Annotated in this window: 3 protein-coding genes; all 3 read right to left on the bottom strand. The window is 74.3% G+C overall.

Annotated features, from left to right (window positions below):
• Nucleotides 1-4: 4 nt before the first annotated feature.
• Genes AMK13_RS40290 through AMK13_RS40280 form a run of 3 tightly spaced genes read right to left on the bottom strand, consistent with a single transcriptional unit; the run spans nt 5 to nt 17,810 of the window.
• Entirely contained in the window at nt 5-16,534 is a 16,530-nt protein-coding gene (locus AMK13_RS40290; protein WP_074006453.1) for a non-ribosomal peptide synthetase, read from the bottom strand.
• A gap of 59 nt (nt 16,535-16,593) precedes the next feature.
• The gene (locus AMK13_RS40285; RefSeq protein ID WP_074006474.1) at nt 16,594-17,580 is read right to left on the bottom strand and encodes a TauD/TfdA family dioxygenase; all 987 of its coding nucleotides are present in this window, start codon (nt 17,578-17,580) and stop codon (nt 16,594-16,596) included.
• Between the two features lie 8 nt (nt 17,581-17,588).
• Entirely contained in the window at nt 17,589-17,810 is a 222-nt protein-coding gene (locus AMK13_RS40280; protein ID WP_049650867.1) for an MbtH family protein, read from the bottom strand.
• Nucleotides 17,811-17,955 lie beyond the last annotated feature (145 nt).

Raw genomic sequence — 17,955 nt, 5'->3', positions numbered from 1 at the left:
CGGCTCACGCTCCGGACTTCTCGGTGTTCTGGGACTTCTCGGCGTTGCCGGTGGTGCCGGCGCTGTCGGTGGTGCGTGCGCTGTCGGTGGTGCGTGCACTGTCGGTGGTGCCGGCGTTGCCGGTGGTGCCGGCGCTCTCGGCCCGCAGCTTGTCGGCGAGGACGGCGGCGATCCGGGCGAGCGGCTCCGGCCGGGCCAGGTCGCCGTGGCCGAACGGCAGCCGGTGGCCCTCGATCAGCCCGTCCAGGTGAGGCCGCCAGGCCTCCTCGTACGGCCAGTCGGCCGGCTTGCCGAGGGTGGCGCCGAAGAAGACGGCATCGCCCCGGTAGTGCTGGGGCCGGTGCTCGGCCATCAGTTTGCGGTGCCGGTCGAACACCTCGGGCAGGACGTGCGCGGCCTCGCCGAGCACCGCCGCCAGGTCGGCCTGGCCGCTGCCGTCCGCCGGGTCGTAGCCCAGCGAGCGCAGCAACTCGTCCACCGTGTCGGCGGGTTCGGACGGCGGGGCGGCATCGGTGCGGACCGCCGGGCCACCGTCCAGCAGGGCCAGCAGCCCGACCGGCGCGCCCTCGGCCTGGAGCCGGACGGCCATCTCCTGGGCGACCACCGCACCGAAGGACCAGCCCAGCAGGTGGTACGGGCCGGACGGGTGGACGGCTCGGATCTGCCGTACGTAGTCCTCGGCGATCTCGGTGACGCTGGCCGGCGCCCCGCCGCGCAGGCCGCGGGCCTGGAGGCCGTACACCGGCTGCCCCGGGTCGAGGTGGCGCAGCAGCCCGGAGTAGACCCAGCTGATGCCGGCCGCCGGGTGGACGCAGAACAGCGGGGGCCGGTCGCCGCCGGTGCGCAGGGGCAGCAGCACGTCCAGGGCGTCGGCCGCCGGGCCCTGGTCGAGCCGGCCGTCCAGCCCGGCCACCGTGGGCGCCTCGAACAGCGCCCGCATGCCGAGATCGACACCGAGGGCGGTGCGGACGCGCGAGAGCAGCTTCATGGCGAGCAGGGAGTGCCCGCCCAGATCGAAGAAGTCGTCGTCGATGCCGACGCGCTCCAGGCCGAGGGTTTCGGCGAACAGGGTGCAGAGCAGCTGCTCGCGCGGGGTGCGGGCCGGGCGGCCGGCCGGGTGGGCGGCGAACTCCGGTGCGGGCAGGGCGCGGTGGTCGACCTTCCCGCTGCCGGTCAGTGGCAGGGCGGGCAGCGCGACGAAGGCGGCGGGCACCATGTGGGCGGGCAGCCGCTCGGCGGTGAAGGCCCGCAGGCCGGCCGGGTCGAGCGGGCGGTCGGTGACCAGGTAGGCGACCAGTCGGGTGCCGCTGTCGTCCGGCCGGACGACGGCCGCGGCGACCTCGGGGTGAGTCGTCAACACCTGCTCGATCTCGCCGAGTTCGATCCGGAAGCCGCGGATCTTCACCTGGTCGTCGGTGCGGCCGAGGTACTCCAGCTCACCGTCCCGGGCACGACGCACCAGGTCACCGGTGCGGTACATCCGCTCGCCGGGGGTGAACGGGCTGGCGACGAACCGCTCCGCCGTGAGCGCGGCGCGTCCCAGGTACCCGCGGGCCAGTCCGGCGCCCGCCAGGTACAGCTCCCCGGGGATGCCGACGGGCACCGGGTTCAGGTGCTCGTCCAGCACGTACCCGGCGGTCCCGGCGACAGCCCGGCCGAGCACCGGCCGGTCCGAGCCGTCGAGCGGCTGCTCCAGCGCCTCCACGGTGGACTCGGTCGGGCCGTACAGGTTGTACGCCCGAAGCCCCGGGGTCTCCCGCAGCCGCGTCCACAGCGCCTGGCCGACGGCCTCGCCGCCCACCAGCACGACGCCCGGCGCAGGCGCCTCCAGCAGGCCCTCCTCGACGAGTTGGGCCACGAAGGACGGGGTGGCGTTCACCACGTCGATGCCGTGCGAACCGAGGTGGCGGACCAGCGCGGCCGCGTCGAGGCGCAGGTCCTCGCCGATCAGGTGCAGTTCATGCCCGGAGACCATCCACAGCAGGCCCTCCCAGGAGGCGTCGAAGCAGAGCGAGGCCGTCAGCGCGAACTTCCGGCTCTCCTCCCCCGCCATCATGCCCGCCCGGTGGCCGGCCAGCAGAGCGGCGAGGCTCCCGTGCGAGACCACCACACCCTTCGGGCGGCCCGTCGAGCCGGAGGTGTAGATCACGTAGGCAGCGTCCGCCCCGTCCAGGACGGGCCTGGTGAACTCCGCCGATCCCGGCACGTCCGTGACGTCCAACACCGGGAGTTCGGTGAGCAGTTCGGGCAGCGGCCACCGGTCGTCGGTCAGCACCAGCGCGGGCTCGGCGTCCGCCAGGGTGTAGGCCGTGCGCTCCGCCGGGTACCCGGCGTCCAGCGGCAGGTACACCCCGCCCGCCTTCAGCACCGCGAGCAGCCCGACCACCGACTCCACCGAGCGCGGCAGCGCCAACGCCACCACCGCACCGGGCGTCACCCCGGCACCGACCAGCCGACCCGCGAGCCGTCCGGCCCGTGCGTCCAACTCCCGGTACGTCAGCACCTCTTCGCCGCACACCAGCGCCACCGCCTCCGGCGTGGCCGCCACCTGCTCCTCGAACACCGCCGGAAGCAGCGGCACCTCCGAAGCCAACGGCCGTGCAGCACCGAGCATTTCGGCCCGCTCCTCCGGACTCACCAACGGCAGTGCCCCGATCCGGGTGTCCGGCCGCTCGACGGCCGCCGTCAGCAGGCCGGCGAAGTGGTGGACCATCGCCTCGGCCGTCTCGCGGTCGAAGAGGTCCGTCGCGAAGTCGAGCACGCACTCCAGGCCGGCCGGCGCGCCGTCCGGACCGAAGGACTCACCGATGCCGACACTCAGGTCGAACTTGGCGACCGCACGACCGGACGGCTCCACGGAGACGTCCAGCCCGGTCGCGTCCAGCGGCGCCGTGTCGCCACCGCCCTGAAGGACCAGCATCACCTGGAAGAGCGGGTGCCGGGCCAGCGAGCGGGCCGGGTTGAGCTCCTCGACCAGGCGCTCGAACGGCACGTCCTGATGGGCATGCGCATCGAGCTGGGTCTCCCGGACCCGGGCCAGCAGCTCCGTGAAACTCGGGTTGCCCGAGGTGTCCGTCCGCAACACCAGGGTGTTGACGAAGAAGCCGACCAGCTGGTCCACCGCCTCGTCCGAACGCCCCGCCGTCACCGAACCGATCGGCACATCGGTGCCCGCACCGAGCCGGGTCAGCAGAGCGGCGAGCGCCGCCTGCGCGGCCATGAACATCGTCACCCGCTGCTCACGCGCCAACGTCACCAACGCACGGTGCAGTTCGGCACCCAGCGGAAGCACCACCCGGTCACCTCGGTGGCTGGCCACAGCACCCCGCGGACGGTCCGCCGGCAGCGCCAGCTCCTCCGGAAGATCGGCCAACGCCTCGCGCCAGTAGCCGAGTTGGCGTGCCATCGGTCCGTCCTGGTCCGCTTCGTCGAGCAGCTCGCGCTGCCAGAGCGCGTAGTCGGCGTACTGGACGGGCAGCGGCGCCCACCCGGGCACGGTGCCCGCCGTCCGCGCCGCATAGGCGGCGGCGAGGTCCCGCAGCAGCGGACCCATCGACCACCCGTCACCGGCGATGTGGTGCAGCACCAGGACCAGCAGGTACTCGGCCTGCCCGGCCGGGATCAGGTGGGCCCGGATCGGCAGGTCGGCGGCCAGGTCGAACGGGCGCCCGGTGCAGGCCTCCGGCGCGGTGCCCTCGGGCAGCAGCTCGACGGGCACCCGGGCCGCCCAGGCCGGCAGGACGCGCTGGTACGGGGTGCCGTCCTCCTCCTCGATCAGCGTGCGCAGGACCTCGTGCCGGGCGACCAGGTCGCCCAGGGCCGAGCCGAGGGCGTCGGCGTCCAGCTCGCCCGTCACGCGGAGCACCAGCGGCAGGTTGTACACCGCGCTGGGCCCTTCCATCCGGTCGATCAGCCAGAGCCGCTGCTGCGCGAAGGACAACGGCACCCGCTCCGGCCGCTCGGCGTAGGCGGTCAGCGCGAGACGCTCCGCCCCCGAACCCAGGCGGGCCGCCAGCCCAGCCGGCGTCGGCGCCTCGAACACGTCCCGGACGGCCAACTCGGCGGCCAGCGTCGAGCGCACCCGACTGAGCAACCGGGTCGCGAGCAACGAATGCCCGCCCAGCGCGAAGAAGTCGTCCTCCACCCCGACCACGTCCAGGCCGAGCACCTCCGCGAACAGACCGCACAGGATCTCCTCCTGCGGCGTACGGGCCGCCCGGCCACCGGCCGGCGCGAATGCTGCCAGGTCGGGTTCGGGCAGGGCACGGTGGTCGACCTTGCCGCTGCCGGTCAGCGGCAGGGCATCGAGCGTCACCACGGCGGCCGGGACCATGTAGCCGGGCAGCGACTCGGCCGTGAACCGGCGCAGTGCGCCGCCGAGTTCGGAGGTGGCATCCTCGGCCACCGCGCAGTAGGCGATCAGCCGACGGTCCCCGTCCTCGCTCTCCCGAACGGTCACCACGGCCTGACGGACAGCCGGGTAGCCGGCCAACACCGCCTCGATCTCACCGAGTTCGATCCGGAAGCCGCGGATCTTCACCTGGTCGTCGGTACGGCCGAGGTACTCCAGCTCACCGTCACGGGCCCGGCGCACCAGGTCCCCGGTGCGGTACATCCGCTCACCCGACACAAACGGGCTGGCGACGAACCGCTCCGCCGTGAGCGCGGCGCGGCCCAGGTACCCCCGGGCCAGTCCGGCACCCGCCAGGTACAGCTCCCCGGGGATGCCGGCTGGCGCCGGGTTCAGGTGCTCGTCCAGCACGTACCCGACAGTCCCGGCGACGGCCCGGCCGAGCACCGGCCGGTCCGAACCGTCGAACGGCTGCTCCAGCGCCTCCACGGTGGACTCGGTCGGGCCGTACAGGTTGTACGCCCGCAGCCCCGGGGTCTCCCGCAACCGTGTCCACAGCGCCTGGCCGACGGCCTCGCCGCCCACCAGCACGACGCTCGGCGCCGGCGCCTCCAACAGGCCCTCCTCGACCAGTTGGACCAGGAAGGACGGCGTGGCGTTCACCACGTCGATCGCCGACTCGCGCACATGGCGGACCAGTTGCCCGGCGTCCCGGCGGACCTCGTCGTCGATCAGGTGCAGCTCATGCCCGACCACCATCCACAGCAGGCCCTCCCAGGAGGCGTCGAAGCAGAGCGAGGCCGTCAGCGCGAACTTCCGGTTCTCCTCCCCCGCCATCATGCCCGCCCGATGGCCGGCCAGCAGGGCGGCGAGACTGCCGTGCGAGACCACCACACCCTTGGGGCGGCCGGTGGAACCGGAGGTGTAGATCACGTACGCCGCGTCCGCTGCGCCCAGAGCGATCAGGGGACCCTGTGCCGATCCCGGCGCGTCCGTGACGTCCAACACCGGGAGTTCTGCCAGCAGTTCGGGCAGCGGCCACCGGTCGTCGGTCAGCACGAGAACGGGCTCGGCATCCGCCAGGGTGTAGGCCGTGCGCTCCGCCGGGTACCCGGCGTCCAGCGGCAGGTACACACCGCCCGCCTTCAGCACCGCGAGCAGCCCGACCACCGACTCCACCGAGCGCGGCAAGGCGATCGCCACCACCGCCCCCGGCATCACCCCGGCACCGATCAGCCGACCCGCAAGCCGTCCGGCCCGCGCGTCCAACTCCCGGTACGTCAGCACCTCGTCACCGCACACCAGCGCCACCGCCTCCGGCGTGGCCGCCACCTGCTCCTCGAACACCGCCGGAAGCAACGGCACCTCCGAAGCCAACGGCGTGGCACCGCCCAGCAGTTCGGCCAGTTCCGCCGAGGACAGCAGCTCCGCCCTGCCGATCGGCAGGTCCGGACCGGCCGCGACCGCGGCCAGCAGCCGGCTGAACCGGACGGCGATCGCCTCGACCGTCTCCCGGTCGAACAGGTCCGTCGCGAAGTCGACCACGCACTCCAGACCGGCCGGTGCGCCGTCCGGACCGAAGGACTCACCGATGCCGACACTCAGGTCGAACTTGGCGACCGCACGACCGGACGGCTCGACCGAGACGTCCAGCCCGGTCGCGTCCAGCGGCGCCGTGTCACCGCCGCCCTGAAGGACCAGCATCACCTGGAACAGCGGGTGCCGGGCCAGCGAGCGGGTCGGGTTGAGCTCCTCGACCAGGCGCTCGAACGGCACGTCCTGGTGGGCATGGGCGTCGAGCTGGGTCTCCCGGACCCGGGCCAGCAGCTCGCTGAAGCTCGGGTTGCCCGAGGTGTCGGTCCTCAGCACCAGCGTGTTGACGAAGAAGCCGACCAGCTGGTCCACCGCCTCGTCCGAGCGCCCCGCCGTCACCGATCCGATCGGGATGTCCGTTCCGGCACCGAGCCGGGTGAGCAGGGCGGCGAGCGCCGCCTGCGCGGCCATGAACATCGTCACCCGCTGCTCACGCGCCAACGTCACCAGCGCACGGTGCAGTTCGGCACCCAGCGGAAGCACCACCCGGCCGCCCTGGTGGCTGGCGACGGCACCCCGCGGACGGTCCGCCGGCAACGCCAGCTCCTCCGGCATTCCGGCCAGGGCCTCGTTCCAGTAGGCGAGTTGGCGGGAGATGAGGCTCTCCTCGTCGGCCTCGTCGCCGAGCAGCTCACGCTGCCAGAGCGCGTAGTCGGCGTACTGGACGGGCAGCGGCGCCCACCCGGGCACGGCGCCCGTCGTCCGCGCCGCGTAGGCGGCGGCGAGGTCACGCAGCAGCGGACCCATCGACCACCCGTCACCGGCGATGTGGTGCAGCACCAGGACCAGCACGTGATCTTCCGAGGAGACCCGCAACAGCAGGGCGCGCACCGGGAGTTCGGCCGCCAGGTCGAAGGGCCGGCGGGAGGCCGCGTCGACGGACTCGCCGACCTCGTCGGCCGGGCAGTCCCGGACCTCGAAGGGCACCGAGGCCGCCCCGACCGGCAGGATCAGCTGGTGCGGTTCGCCGTCGGTCTCCACCACCAGCGTGCGCAGGACCTCGTGCCGGGCGACCAGGTCGCCCAGGGCCGAGCCGAGGGCGTCGGCGTCCAGCTCGCCCGCCACGCGGAGCACCAGCGGCAGGTTGTACACCGCGCTGGGCCCCTCCATCCGGTCGATCAGCCAGAGGCGCTGCTGCGCGAAGGACAACGGCACCCGCTCCGGCCGCTCGGTGTGAGCGGTCAGCGCGAGACGCTCCGCCCCCGAACCCAGGCGGGCCGCCAACCCGGCGGGCGTCGGCGCCTCGAAGACGTCCCGGACGGCCAACTCCGCGTCCAGCGTCGAACGGACCCGACTGAGCAACCGGGTCGCGAGCAGCGAATGCCCGCCCAGCGCGAAGAAGTCATCTTCCACCCCGACCGCGTCCAGGCCGAGCACCTCGGCGAACAGGCCGCACAGGATCTCCTCCTGCGGCGTACGGGCGGCCCGGCCGCCGGCCAGCGCGGCGAAGTCGGGGGCCGGGAGCGCGGCGCGGTCCAGCTTGCCGTTGGCGGTCAGCGGCAGGGCGTCGAGCGTCACCACGGCGGCCGGGACCATGTAGCCGGGCAGCGACTCGGCGGTGAACCGGCGCAGCGCGCTACCGAGCTCGGGGCCGGCTTCCCCGGCCACCGCGCAGTAGGCGATCAGCCGACGGTCCCCGTCCTCGCTCTCCCGAACGGTCACCACGGCCTGACGGACGGCCGGATGGGCCGCCAACACCGCCTCGATCTCACCGAGTTCGATCCGGAAACCACGGATCTTCACCTGGTCATCGGTCCGGCCCAGGTACTCCAGCTCACCGTCACGGGCACGACGCACCAGGTCCCCGGTCCGGTACATCCGCTCACCCGCGACGAACGGGCTGGCGACGAACCGCTCCGCCGTCAGCGCGGCGCGTCCCAGGTACCCGCGGGCCAGTCCGGCACCCGCCAGGTACAACTCGCCCGCCACCCCACGCGGGACCAGGTTCAGGTGCTCGTCCAGCACGTACCCGGCCGTCCCCTCGACAGCCCGGCCGAGCACCGGCCGGTCCACGCTGTCAAGCGGCCGGGTGAGGGCGTGCACGGTCGACTCGGTCGGCCCGTACATCGTGTGGCCGGCGGTCAGCGGAGCCGCGCACAGCCGCGTCCACAGGCCCTGCCCGATCGCCTCACCGCCGAGCAGCAACAGCTTCGGCGCCGGCTCCTCCAGCAGCCCCTCCTCGACCAACTGCTCGGCGTACGACGGAGTGACGTGCAACGCGTCCAGCCCGACCTCGCGGACATGGCGGACCAACTGCCGCGCGTCCCGACGTACCTCGTCACCGATCAGGTGCAGCTCGTGCCCGGCGACCATCCACAGCACCACCTCCATCGAGGCGTCGAAGCAGAGCGAAGCCGTCAACGCCACCCGCAGCCTGCCGTGCGCCGCCTCCGCATCCGCGACCAGCGTCGCCCGATGGCCCGCCAGCAGGGCGGCGATGCTCCCGTGCGAAACCACCACACCCTTCGGGCGACCGGTCGAGCCGGACGTGTGGATCACGTACGCCGCGTCCGCCCCGCCCAGGACAGGCCTGGTGAACTCCACCGGACCGGGAACGTCCGTGACGTCCAACACCGGCAGCTCGGCCAGCACGTCGGGCAGCGGCCAGCGGCTGTCCGTCAGCACCAGCGCGGGCAGTGCGTCCGCCAGGATGTGCCCGGTACGCTCCGCCGGGTACTCGGCGTCCAGCGGCAGGTACACCCCGCCCGCCTTCAGCACCGCGAGCAGCCCGACCACCGACTCCACCGAGCGCGGCAAGGCGATCGCCACCACCGCGCCAGGCGTCACCCCCGCACCGACCAACCGACCCGCAAGCCGCGAGGCCCGCGCGTCCAACTCCCGGTACGTCAGCACCTCCTCACCGCACACCAGCGCCACCGCGTCCGGCGTGGCCGCCGCCTGCTCCTCGAACACCGCCGGAAGCAGCGGCACCTCCGAAGCCAACGGCGTTGCACCGCCCAGCAGTTCGGCCAGTTCCGCCGGGCTCACCAGCGGCAGTGCCCCGATCCGGGTGTCCGGCCGCTCGACGGCCGCCGCCAGCAGGCCGGCGAAGTGGCGGACGATCGCCTCGGCCGTCTCCTGGTCGAACAGGTCCGTCGCGTAGTCGAGCGCGAAGTCGATCCCGGCGGGCTCACCGTCAGGGCCGAAGAGCTCCTGGGCGGTCACGTTGAGGTCGAACTTGGCGACCCCGGTGGCGGCCGGCAGCACCCCGTTCCACAGGCCGGACGAGGAGGCGTCGGCCTGCTCGTTGTTCTGGAGCACCATCGCGACCTGGAAGAGCGGGTGCCGGGCCAGCGAGCGGGTCGGGTTGAGCTCCTCGACCAGGCGCTCGAACGGCACGTCCTGGTGGGCGTAGGCGCCGAGGTCGGCCTCCCGGACCCGGGCCAGCAGCTCGGTGAAGCTCGGGTTGCCCGAGGTGTCGGTGCGCAGCACCAGGGTGTTGACGAAGAAGCCGACCAGTTCGTCCAGCGCCTCGTCGGAGCGCCCGGCGACCACGGAGCCGATCGGCACGTCGGTGCCCGCGCCGAGCCGGGTGAGCAGGGCGGCGAAGGCGGCCTGGATGGCCATGAACATCGTCACCCGCTGCTCGCGCGCCAGGGTCCGCAGCGCACGGTGGAGTTCGACGTCGAGCAGCTGTGCCACCCGGTCGCCCTGGTGGCTGGCGGCGGCGCTCCTGGGGCGGTCCGCCGGGAGCGCGAGCTCCTCCGGCATTCCGGCCAGGGTCTCGTTCCAGTAGGCGAGTTGGCGGGAGAAGAGGCTCTCCTCGTCGGCCTCGTCGCCGAGCAGGTCGCGCTGCCAGAGCGCGTAGTCGGCGTACTGGACGGGCAGCGGAGCCTGTCGCGGCGCGGTTCCGGCCGTCCGCGCCGCGTAGGCGGCGGCGAGGTCGCGCACCAGCTTGCGGGTCGACCAGCCGTCGCTCGCGATGTGGTGCAGCACCAGGACCAGCACGTGTTCCTCGGCGTCGACCCGCAACAGCAGGGCGCGCACCGGGAGTTCGGCCGCCAGGTCGAAGGGCCGGCGGGAGGCCGCGTCGACGGACTCGCCGACCTCCTCGGCCGGGCAGTCCCGGACCTCGAAGGGCACCGAGGCCGCCCCGGCCGGCAGGATCAGCTGGTGCGGTTCGCCGTCGGTCTCCACCATCAGGGTGCGCAGGACCTCGTGCCGGGCGACCAGGTCGCCGAGGGCGCGTTCCAGCGCCGCCTGGTCCAGCTCGCCGGTCAGGCGCAGCGCCAGCGGCGAGTTGTAGAGGGCGCTCGGCCCCTCGATCCGGTCGATCAGCCAGAGCCGCCGCTGGGCGAAGGAGAGCGGCACCCGCTCCGGCCGCTCGACGTAGGCGGTCAGCGCGAGACGCTCCGCCCCCGATCCCAGGCAGGCGGCGAGCCCGGCCGGTGTCGGCGCCTCGAAGACGTCCCGGATGCCGAGTTCCGCGCCCAGCGTCGCGCGGACCCGGCTGAGCAGCCGGATGGCGAGCAGCGAGTGGCCGCCGAGCTCGAAGAAGTCGTCGTCGGCGCCGACCACGTCGAGGCCGAGCACCTCGCGGAACAGGCCGCAGAGGATCTCCTCCTGCGGGGTGCGGGCGGCCCGGCCGCCGGCCAGCGCGGCGAAGTCGGGGGCCGGGAGCGCGGCGCGGTCCAGCTTGCCGTTGGCGGTCAGCGGCAGGGCGTCGAGCTCCACGAAGGCGGCCGGGACCATGTAGCCGGGCAGCGACTCGGCGGCGAAGGATCGCAGGGCGGCCGCGTCGAGGGGGCCGTCGGCGACCACGTAGGCGACCAGGCGCCGGCCGCTGTCGTCGGGCAGCACGGCGGCCTGGCGCACGGCCGGGTGGCCGGCCAGCACGGCCTCGATCTCGCCGGGTTCGATCCGGAAGCCGCGGATCTTCACCTGGTTGTCGGTGCGGCCGAGGTACTCCAGCTCGCCGTCGCGGGCGCGGCGCACCAGGTCCCCGGTGCGGTACATCCGCTCACCCGCGACGAACGGGCTGGCGACGAAGCGCTCCGCCGTGAGAGCGGACTGGCCCAGGTACCCCCGGGCCAGTCCGGCGCCGGCCAGGTAGAGCTCCCCGGGGACGCCGACCGGCGCCTGGTTCAGGTTCTCGTCCAGCACGTACCCGGTGGTCCCGGCGACGGTCTGGCCGAGCACCGGCCGGTGCGCACCGTCGAACGGCCGGGTGAGGGCGTGCACGGTGGACTCGGTCGGCCCGTACATGGTGTGGCCGGAGGTCAGCGGAGCCGCGCACAGCCTGGTCCACAGGCCCTGCCCGATGGCCTCGCCACCGAGCAGCAGCAGCTTCGGCGCGGGCTCCTCCAGCAGCCCCTCCTCGACCAGCTGCTCGGCGTACGACGGAGTCACGTGCAGCGCGTCCAGCCCGACCGCGTGGACGTGGCGGACCAGCTGCCGGGCGTCCCGACGCACCTCGTCACCGATCAGGTGCAGCTCGTGCCCGGCGACCATCCACAGCACCACCTCCATCGAGGCGTCGAAGCAGAGCGAAGCCGTCAACGCGACCCGCAGCCTGCCGTGCGCCGCCTCCGCGTCCGCGACCAGCGTCGCGCGGTGGCCGGCCAGCAGGGCGGCGATGCTCCCGTGCGAGACCACCACACCCTTCGGGCGGCCCGTCGAGCCGGACGTGTGGATCACGTACGCCGCATCCGCCCCGCCCAGGACAGGCCTGGCGAACTCCGCCGGACCCGGCGCATCGGTGACGTCCAACACCTGGAATTCGGCGAGCAGTTCGGGCAGCGGCCAGCGGCCATCGGTCAGCACCAGCGCGGGCCCGGCGTTCGTCAGGGTGTAGGCGGTGCGGTCCGCCGGGTACTCGGCGTCCAGCGGCAGGTACACCCCGCCCGCCTTCAGCACCGCGAGCAGCCCGACCACCGACTCCACCGAGCGCGGCAGCGCCAGCGCCACCATCGCGCCCGGCGTCACCCCGGCACCGACCAGCCGGCCCGCGAGCCGTCCGGCCCGCGCGTCCAACTCCCGGTACGTCAGCACCTCGTCACCGCACACCAGCGCCACCGCTTCCGGCGTGACCGCCGCCTGCTCCTCGAACACCGCCGGAAGCAGCGGCACCTCCGAAGCCAACGGCCCTGCGGAGTGGCGGAGTTCGGCCGCCCCGCCCGCGGGCGTCAGCCCGGCCGCCGCGACGCTGAGCTCCGGGTCGGCGGCGGCCTGCCGCAGGATCAGGGCCAGCACGTCGGCCAGCCGCTGCGCGGTCTCCGGGTCGAACAGGTCGGTGGCGTACTCCAGCCCGCCCGCGAGCCCGTCCGGGGTGCCGTCGGCGCGGTGGCGCTCGGTCAGTGCCAGCTTGAGGTCGAACTTGGCGGTGCCGTACTCCACCGGTTCCTCGGCGGCCGTCACGCCGGGGAAGGCGGGGCCGCCCTCGGCGGCGGCGGCGAAGGTCAGCATCACCTGGAACAGCGGGTGCCGGGCCAGCGAGCGGACCGGGTTGAACTCCTCGACCAGGCGCTCGAACGGCGTGTCCTGGTGCTCGTACGCGGCGAGGTCGGTCTCCCGGACGCGGCGCAGCAGTTCGGCGAAGCTCGGCCGGCCGGAGAGGTCGGTGCGCAGCACCAGGGTGTTGGCGAAGTAGCCGACCAGGTCGGTGGCGGCCTCGTCGAGGCGCCCGGCCACCGGGGTGCCGATCGGCAGGTCGGTGCCGGCGCCGAAGCGGTGCAGCAGGGTGGCGTAGGCGGCTTGGAGGACCATGAAGAGCGTCGCGCCGTGCTCGGCGGCGAGGTCGGCGAGCCGGGCGTGCAGGTCCGCGTCGAGCTCCAGCGGGACGACGGCGCCGCGGTGGCTGGCGACCGGCGGCCGGGGGCGGTCCGCGGGCAGTGCCAGCTCCTCCGGCAGCCCGGCCAACGCCTCGCGCCAGTGGGCGAGTTGGCGGGCGGCCAGGCTCTGCGGGTCGTCCTCGTCGCCGAGCAGTCCGTGCTGCCACAGCGCGTGGTCGGCGTACTGGACGGGCAGCGGCTCCCAGTCGGGGGCGTGGCCGCCCTGGCGGGCCCGGTAGGCGTCGGTGAGGTCGCGGTAGAGCGGGCCGAGCGAGGCGCCGTCCCCGGCGATGTGGTGCAGGACCAGGACCAGGACGTGCTCGTCCGGGCCCTCGGGCCGCAGGTAGGCGTGCACGGGCAGGTCGGCGGCCAGGTCGAAGCCGTGCCGGGCGAGTTCGTCCACCGGGCGGTCGGTGGTGGTGAGCAGCGGGGCCACGGGCCCGTCCAGGATGCGCTGGTACGGGGTGCCGTCGTGCTCGGCGAAGACGGTGCGCAGCGCCTCGTGCCGCCGGACGGTGTCGCCGAGGGCGTCCGCCAGGGCGGCGGGGTCGAGCGGGCCGCGCAGCCGCAGCGCGAGGGTGATGTTGTAGGTGGCGGTGGGGCCCTCGGCCTGGGCGAGGAACCAGAGGCGGCGCTGGGCGAAGGAGAGCGGCACCCGCTCGGGCCGGACGGCGGGCCGCAGCGCCGGGCGGGCCTGGGCGGGGGCCCCGGCGGCGCGCTCGGCGATCCGCTCGGCGAGCCCGGCGACGGTGGGCGCCTGGAAGAGGTCGCCGATGGCGAGTTCGACGCCGAGTTCGGTGCGCGCCCGGCCGACCAGGCGGGTGGCGAGCAGGGAGTGGCCGCCGAGGGCGAAGAAGTCGTCGTCGATGGTGATGTCGTCGATGCCGAGGAGTTCGCCGTAGAGCTCGCAGAGCACCCGTTCGCGCTCGTCGCGGGGGGCGCGCCCGGTGTCGTCGGCGGCGAGGTCGGGGGCGGGCAGGGCGCGGCGGTCGACCTTGCCGTTGGCGTTGAGCGGCAGGGCGTCCAGCAGGACGGCCGCGGCGGGGACCATGTAGCCGGGCAGCACGGTGCCGGCGAAGGAGCGCAGCCCGTCCGGGGTGAGCCCGGGCTCGGCGGTGCAGTAGGCGACCAGCCGCAGGTCGCCGGGGCGGTCCTCGCGGGCGATCACGATGACCTGGCGGACGGCGGGGTGGCGGGACAGCGCCGCCTCGATCTCGCCGAGCTCGATCCGGAAGCCGCGCAGCTTGACCTGGCCGTCGATCCGGCCGAGGAACTCCACGGCGCCGTCGGCGCGCCGGCGGACCAGGTCCCCGGTGCGGTACATCCGCTCGCCCGGCAGGTACGGGCAGGCGACGAAGCGTTCGGCGGTCAGGCCGGGCCGGTTGAGGTAGCCGCGGGCCAGGCCGGCGCCGGCGAGGTACAGCTCGCCGGGGACGCCGGGCGGCACGGGGCGCAGCCGGGCGTCCAGGACGTAGCCGCGCATGTTGTCCAGCGGGCCGCCGATCGGCACCCGGGGGCCGTCGAGGTCGGCGGGGGCGAGCGGGTGGTGGGTGGCGAAGGTGGTGGTCTCGGTGGGCCCGTAGACGTGGGCGAGCAGCAGGTCGGGGCAGGCGTCCAGGACGCGCCGCAGCAGGGTGCCGGAGGCGGCCTCGCCGCCGGTGCAGACGACGCGCAGGGCGGCGAAGGTCTCCGGGGCCTGCTCGGCGACGAGGTCGAACAGGGCCTTGGTGAGGAAGACGGCGGTGACGCCGTGGCGGACGGTGACGGCGTGCAGGGCGGTGGCGTCGAGGGCGCCGGGCGGGGCGACCACGACGGTGCCGCCGGCCAGCAGGGGCGTCCAGATCTCGTAGGTGGCGGCGTCGAAGGCGTGCGGGGAGTGCAGCAGGACGCGCTGGTGGCGGCCGTCCTGCCAGCGCCGGTCGGCGGCGAGGTCGACGACGTCGCGGTGGCGCACGGCCACGCCCTTAGGGCGGCCGGTGGAGCCGGAGGTGTACATCACGTAGGCGAGCCGGTCCGGGTGGACGGGCAGGCCGGGGCGGTGGTCGGGGGCGCCGGCCTCGTCGCCGGGGCGGACCACGGCGGCGCCGTGCGGGAAGCCGGGGTCGGCGCGGTCGGTGAGCAGCACGGGGGCGCCGGTGTCGGCGAGCACGTCGGCCATCCGCTCGGGCGGCAGGCCGGGGTGCATGGGGACGTAGCAGCCGCCGGCCTTGAGGACGGCGAGGGTGGCGACGACGACGTCGGCGGAGCGCTCCATCAGCATCGCGACGGGGGTCTCGGGGCCGACGCCGAGGGCGGTCAGGTGGTGGGCGAGCCGGTTGGCGCGGGCGTCGAGTGCGGCGTAGTCGAGGGTGCCGCCGTCGTGGACGAGGGCGGTGGCGTGCGGGGTGCGGTCGGCCTGGCGCTCGAAGGACTCGGCGAGGGTGCCGCTCCACCGGGGGGCGTCGGTGGCGTTCCACTCGGTGAGGACGCGGGTGCGCTCCTCGGGGGCGAGCAGCTCCAGGGTGCCGATGGGGGCGTGGGGGTCGGCGGCGGCGCCGGCCAGCAGCCGGCCGAGCCGCTCGGCGAGGGCGGTGACGGTGGCGCGGTCGTAGAGGTCGGCGGCGTACTCGATCGAGCCGGTGAGCCCGGCGGGGGCGCCGTCGGGGCCGTGCTGTTCGGCGATGCCGATGTTGAGGTCGAACTTGGCGACCCGCAGGCCGATCGGTTCGGGGGCGGACTCCAGCCCGGGCAGGGCGAGTTCGGCGTCCTGGCCGTGGTTCTGGAGCACCAGCAGGGTCTGGAACAGCGGGTGGCGGCCGAGCGCGCGGGGCGGGTTGAGCTCCTCGACGAGGCGCTCGAAGGGGAGGTCCTGGTTGGCGAAGGCGTCGAGCTGGGCCTCCCGGACCCGGCCGAGCAGTTCGGCGAAGCCCGGGTCGCCGGAGGTGTCCGCCCTCAGGACCAGGGAGTTGACGAAGAAGCCGACCAGGTCGTCCAGGGCCTCGTCGGCGCGTCCGGCGAGGCCGGTGCCGAGCGGGATGTCGGTGCCGGCGCCGAGCCGGGTGAACAGGGCGGCCAGGCCGGCCTGGAGGACGGTGAACAGGGTGGTGCGGTGGGTGTGGGCGAGGTCGAGCAGGGCGGTGTGCAGGCCGGCGTCCCAGGCGAGGTCGACGGAGTCGGCGGCGCCGGTGGGGGCGGGCGGCCGGGGGCGGTCCGTCGGCAGTTCCAGTTCCTCCGGCAGCCCGGCCAACGCTTCGCGCCAGTGGGCGAGTTGGCGGGCGAGCAGGCTCTCGGGGTCGTGCTCGTCGCCGAGCAGGTCGCGCTGCCAGAGCGCGTAGTCGGCGTACTGGATCGGCAGCGGCTCCCAGTCGGGGGCGCCGCCGGCCAGCCGGGCCCGGTAGGCCTCGGCGAGGTCGCGCAGCAGCGGGCCGAGCGACCAGCCGTCGCCGGCGATGTGGTGGAGCACCACGAGCAGCACGTGCTCGGTCGGGGAGAGGGTGAACACCGTGACCCGGATGGGCAGTTCGCGGCTCAGGTCGAAGGTCTCGGCGGCCGCGGCGTCCCGGCGGGCCGGGTAGTCGGCCGGTGCGCAGTCCTCGGCCAGGAAGCGCGGTCGCGCCTCCTCGGCCGGCAGGATCCGCTGCACCGGGACTCCCCCGGCCACCGGGAACACCGTGCGCAGGGCCTCGTGCCGGGCGACCACGTCCGCCGTCGCGGCACGCAGCGCGGCGGTGTCGAGCGCGCCGCGCAGGCGCAGGGCGAACGGCAGGTTGTACAGCGCGGTCGGCCCCTCGATCTGGTCGATCAGCCAGAGCCGCTGTTGGGCGTACGAAACCGGGATCACGGTGCTTCCTCTACTCGGGTCTACTGACGGCACGGGCTGGTCGAGGGGACGGACGGCGGTCAGACGGTGAGCCCCGCGGTGGGCCGGCAGTCCTGGATCTCCAGGGGCTGCCCCATCGAGACGGCGATCTTGCGCCCGCCCCGGTACGGGTCCCGGCCGTGGGCGCAGAGCACGTTGTCGACCAGCATCACGTCGCCGACCTGCCAGCGCTCCCGCACGGTGGCGGCGTGGTAGGCCTCGTTGAGGGCGTCGACGTCGGCGCGCTCCAGCGGCTCGCCGTCGCCGAAGCCGGTGTTGAACGGCAGTCCGTCCGGCCCGAACTCCTCGGTCATCGCCTCCCGGATGTCCGGGTCGAGCGACCACGCGTTCCAGAAGGCGAGGTGGTTGAACCAGACCTGCTCGCCGGTCCGCGGGTGGCGGATGGTGCCGGGGCGCACCTGGGTGGTGCGCAGGTTGCCGTCCGCCAGCCACTCGCAGCTGATGCCGTTCTCCTTGCAGTAGGCCTCGACCTCGGCGCGGTCCTCGGTGGCGAAGGCCGTGCGCCAGCCGAGCGAGATGTAGTCCGAGTAGTTGCGGGTGAGCGTCCAGCCGTTGGTCCGCATCCGCTCCACCAGGTGGGCGGGCAGCTGCGCGAGCACCTGGCGGCAGTCCGCGGTGGGGGTGGCCCCGCCCTCGTCGGGGGCGGTCAGGCAGGCGAAGAGCAGCCGGCCGGGGAAGGTCAGGGTGTAGCTGTTCTCGTTGTGCATCCGGATCGGCTGGACCGGCGGCAGGTCGGTGGACGAGTAGACGCCGTTGCCGTAGTCGCTGCGCGGGGTGGCCTTCTCCCGGTAGGGGGTGCGCTCGGGGATGAGGACGTCGCGCACGGCGGCGACGTCCTCGGTGCCGGTGACCGGCAGGCCGCGCAGGAAGATGGTGCCGTACCGGTGCAGGGCGTCGGTGAGCGCGCTCTCGTTCTCGCGCAGCCACTCGCAGGCCTCGCCCATGTCCGCGGTGCGCGGCGCGTGGGCGAGGGCCGGGCGGCCGGGGTTCAGTTCCCAGGTCGGCATGGCGGCGGTCACCGGTCGGCGGGGGCGGAGAGGGCGGCGACCAGGCTGGCGGGCCTGATGTCGGTCCAGTTGGCCTCGATGTAGTCGAGGCAGCCCTGGCGGGTGTCCTCGCCGTGGACGGTGGTCCAGCCGGCCGGCACGTCGATCCAGACCGGCCACAGCGAGTGCTGGTTCTCGTCGTTGGCCAGGACCAGGTAGCCGGCGCTGTCGTCCTCGAACGGGTTGCTCATGGTGTCCTCTTCGGGTTTCTTCGAAGCTCGGCTTGCTTCGCTCGGGTTGCTTCGAAGGTAGGGGCGGGCCGCGGGGCGGAAGGGCAGGAGTCGCGGCAGGAACGCGGCAGTTGGGCCCTGCCGCCTGCCGCCCCGCCCGCCGTCC

This window comes from Streptomyces sp. CB02056, from assembly GCF_001905545.1.
Lineage (GTDB): Bacteria > Actinomycetota > Actinomycetes > Streptomycetales > Streptomycetaceae > Kitasatospora.
This window is presented reverse-complemented; position numbering and strand designations above follow the sequence as displayed.

What these genes read in the sequence shown, in the direction of transcription:
- AMK13_RS40285 (WP_074006474.1), bottom strand. Translation starts at nt 17,580, where the DNA reads ATGCCGACCTGGGAACTGAACCCCGGCCGCCCGGCCCTCGCCCACGCG.
- AMK13_RS40280 (WP_049650867.1), bottom strand. Translation starts at nt 17,810, where the DNA reads ATGAGCAACCCGTTCGAGGACGACAGCGCCGGCTACCTGGTCCTGGCC.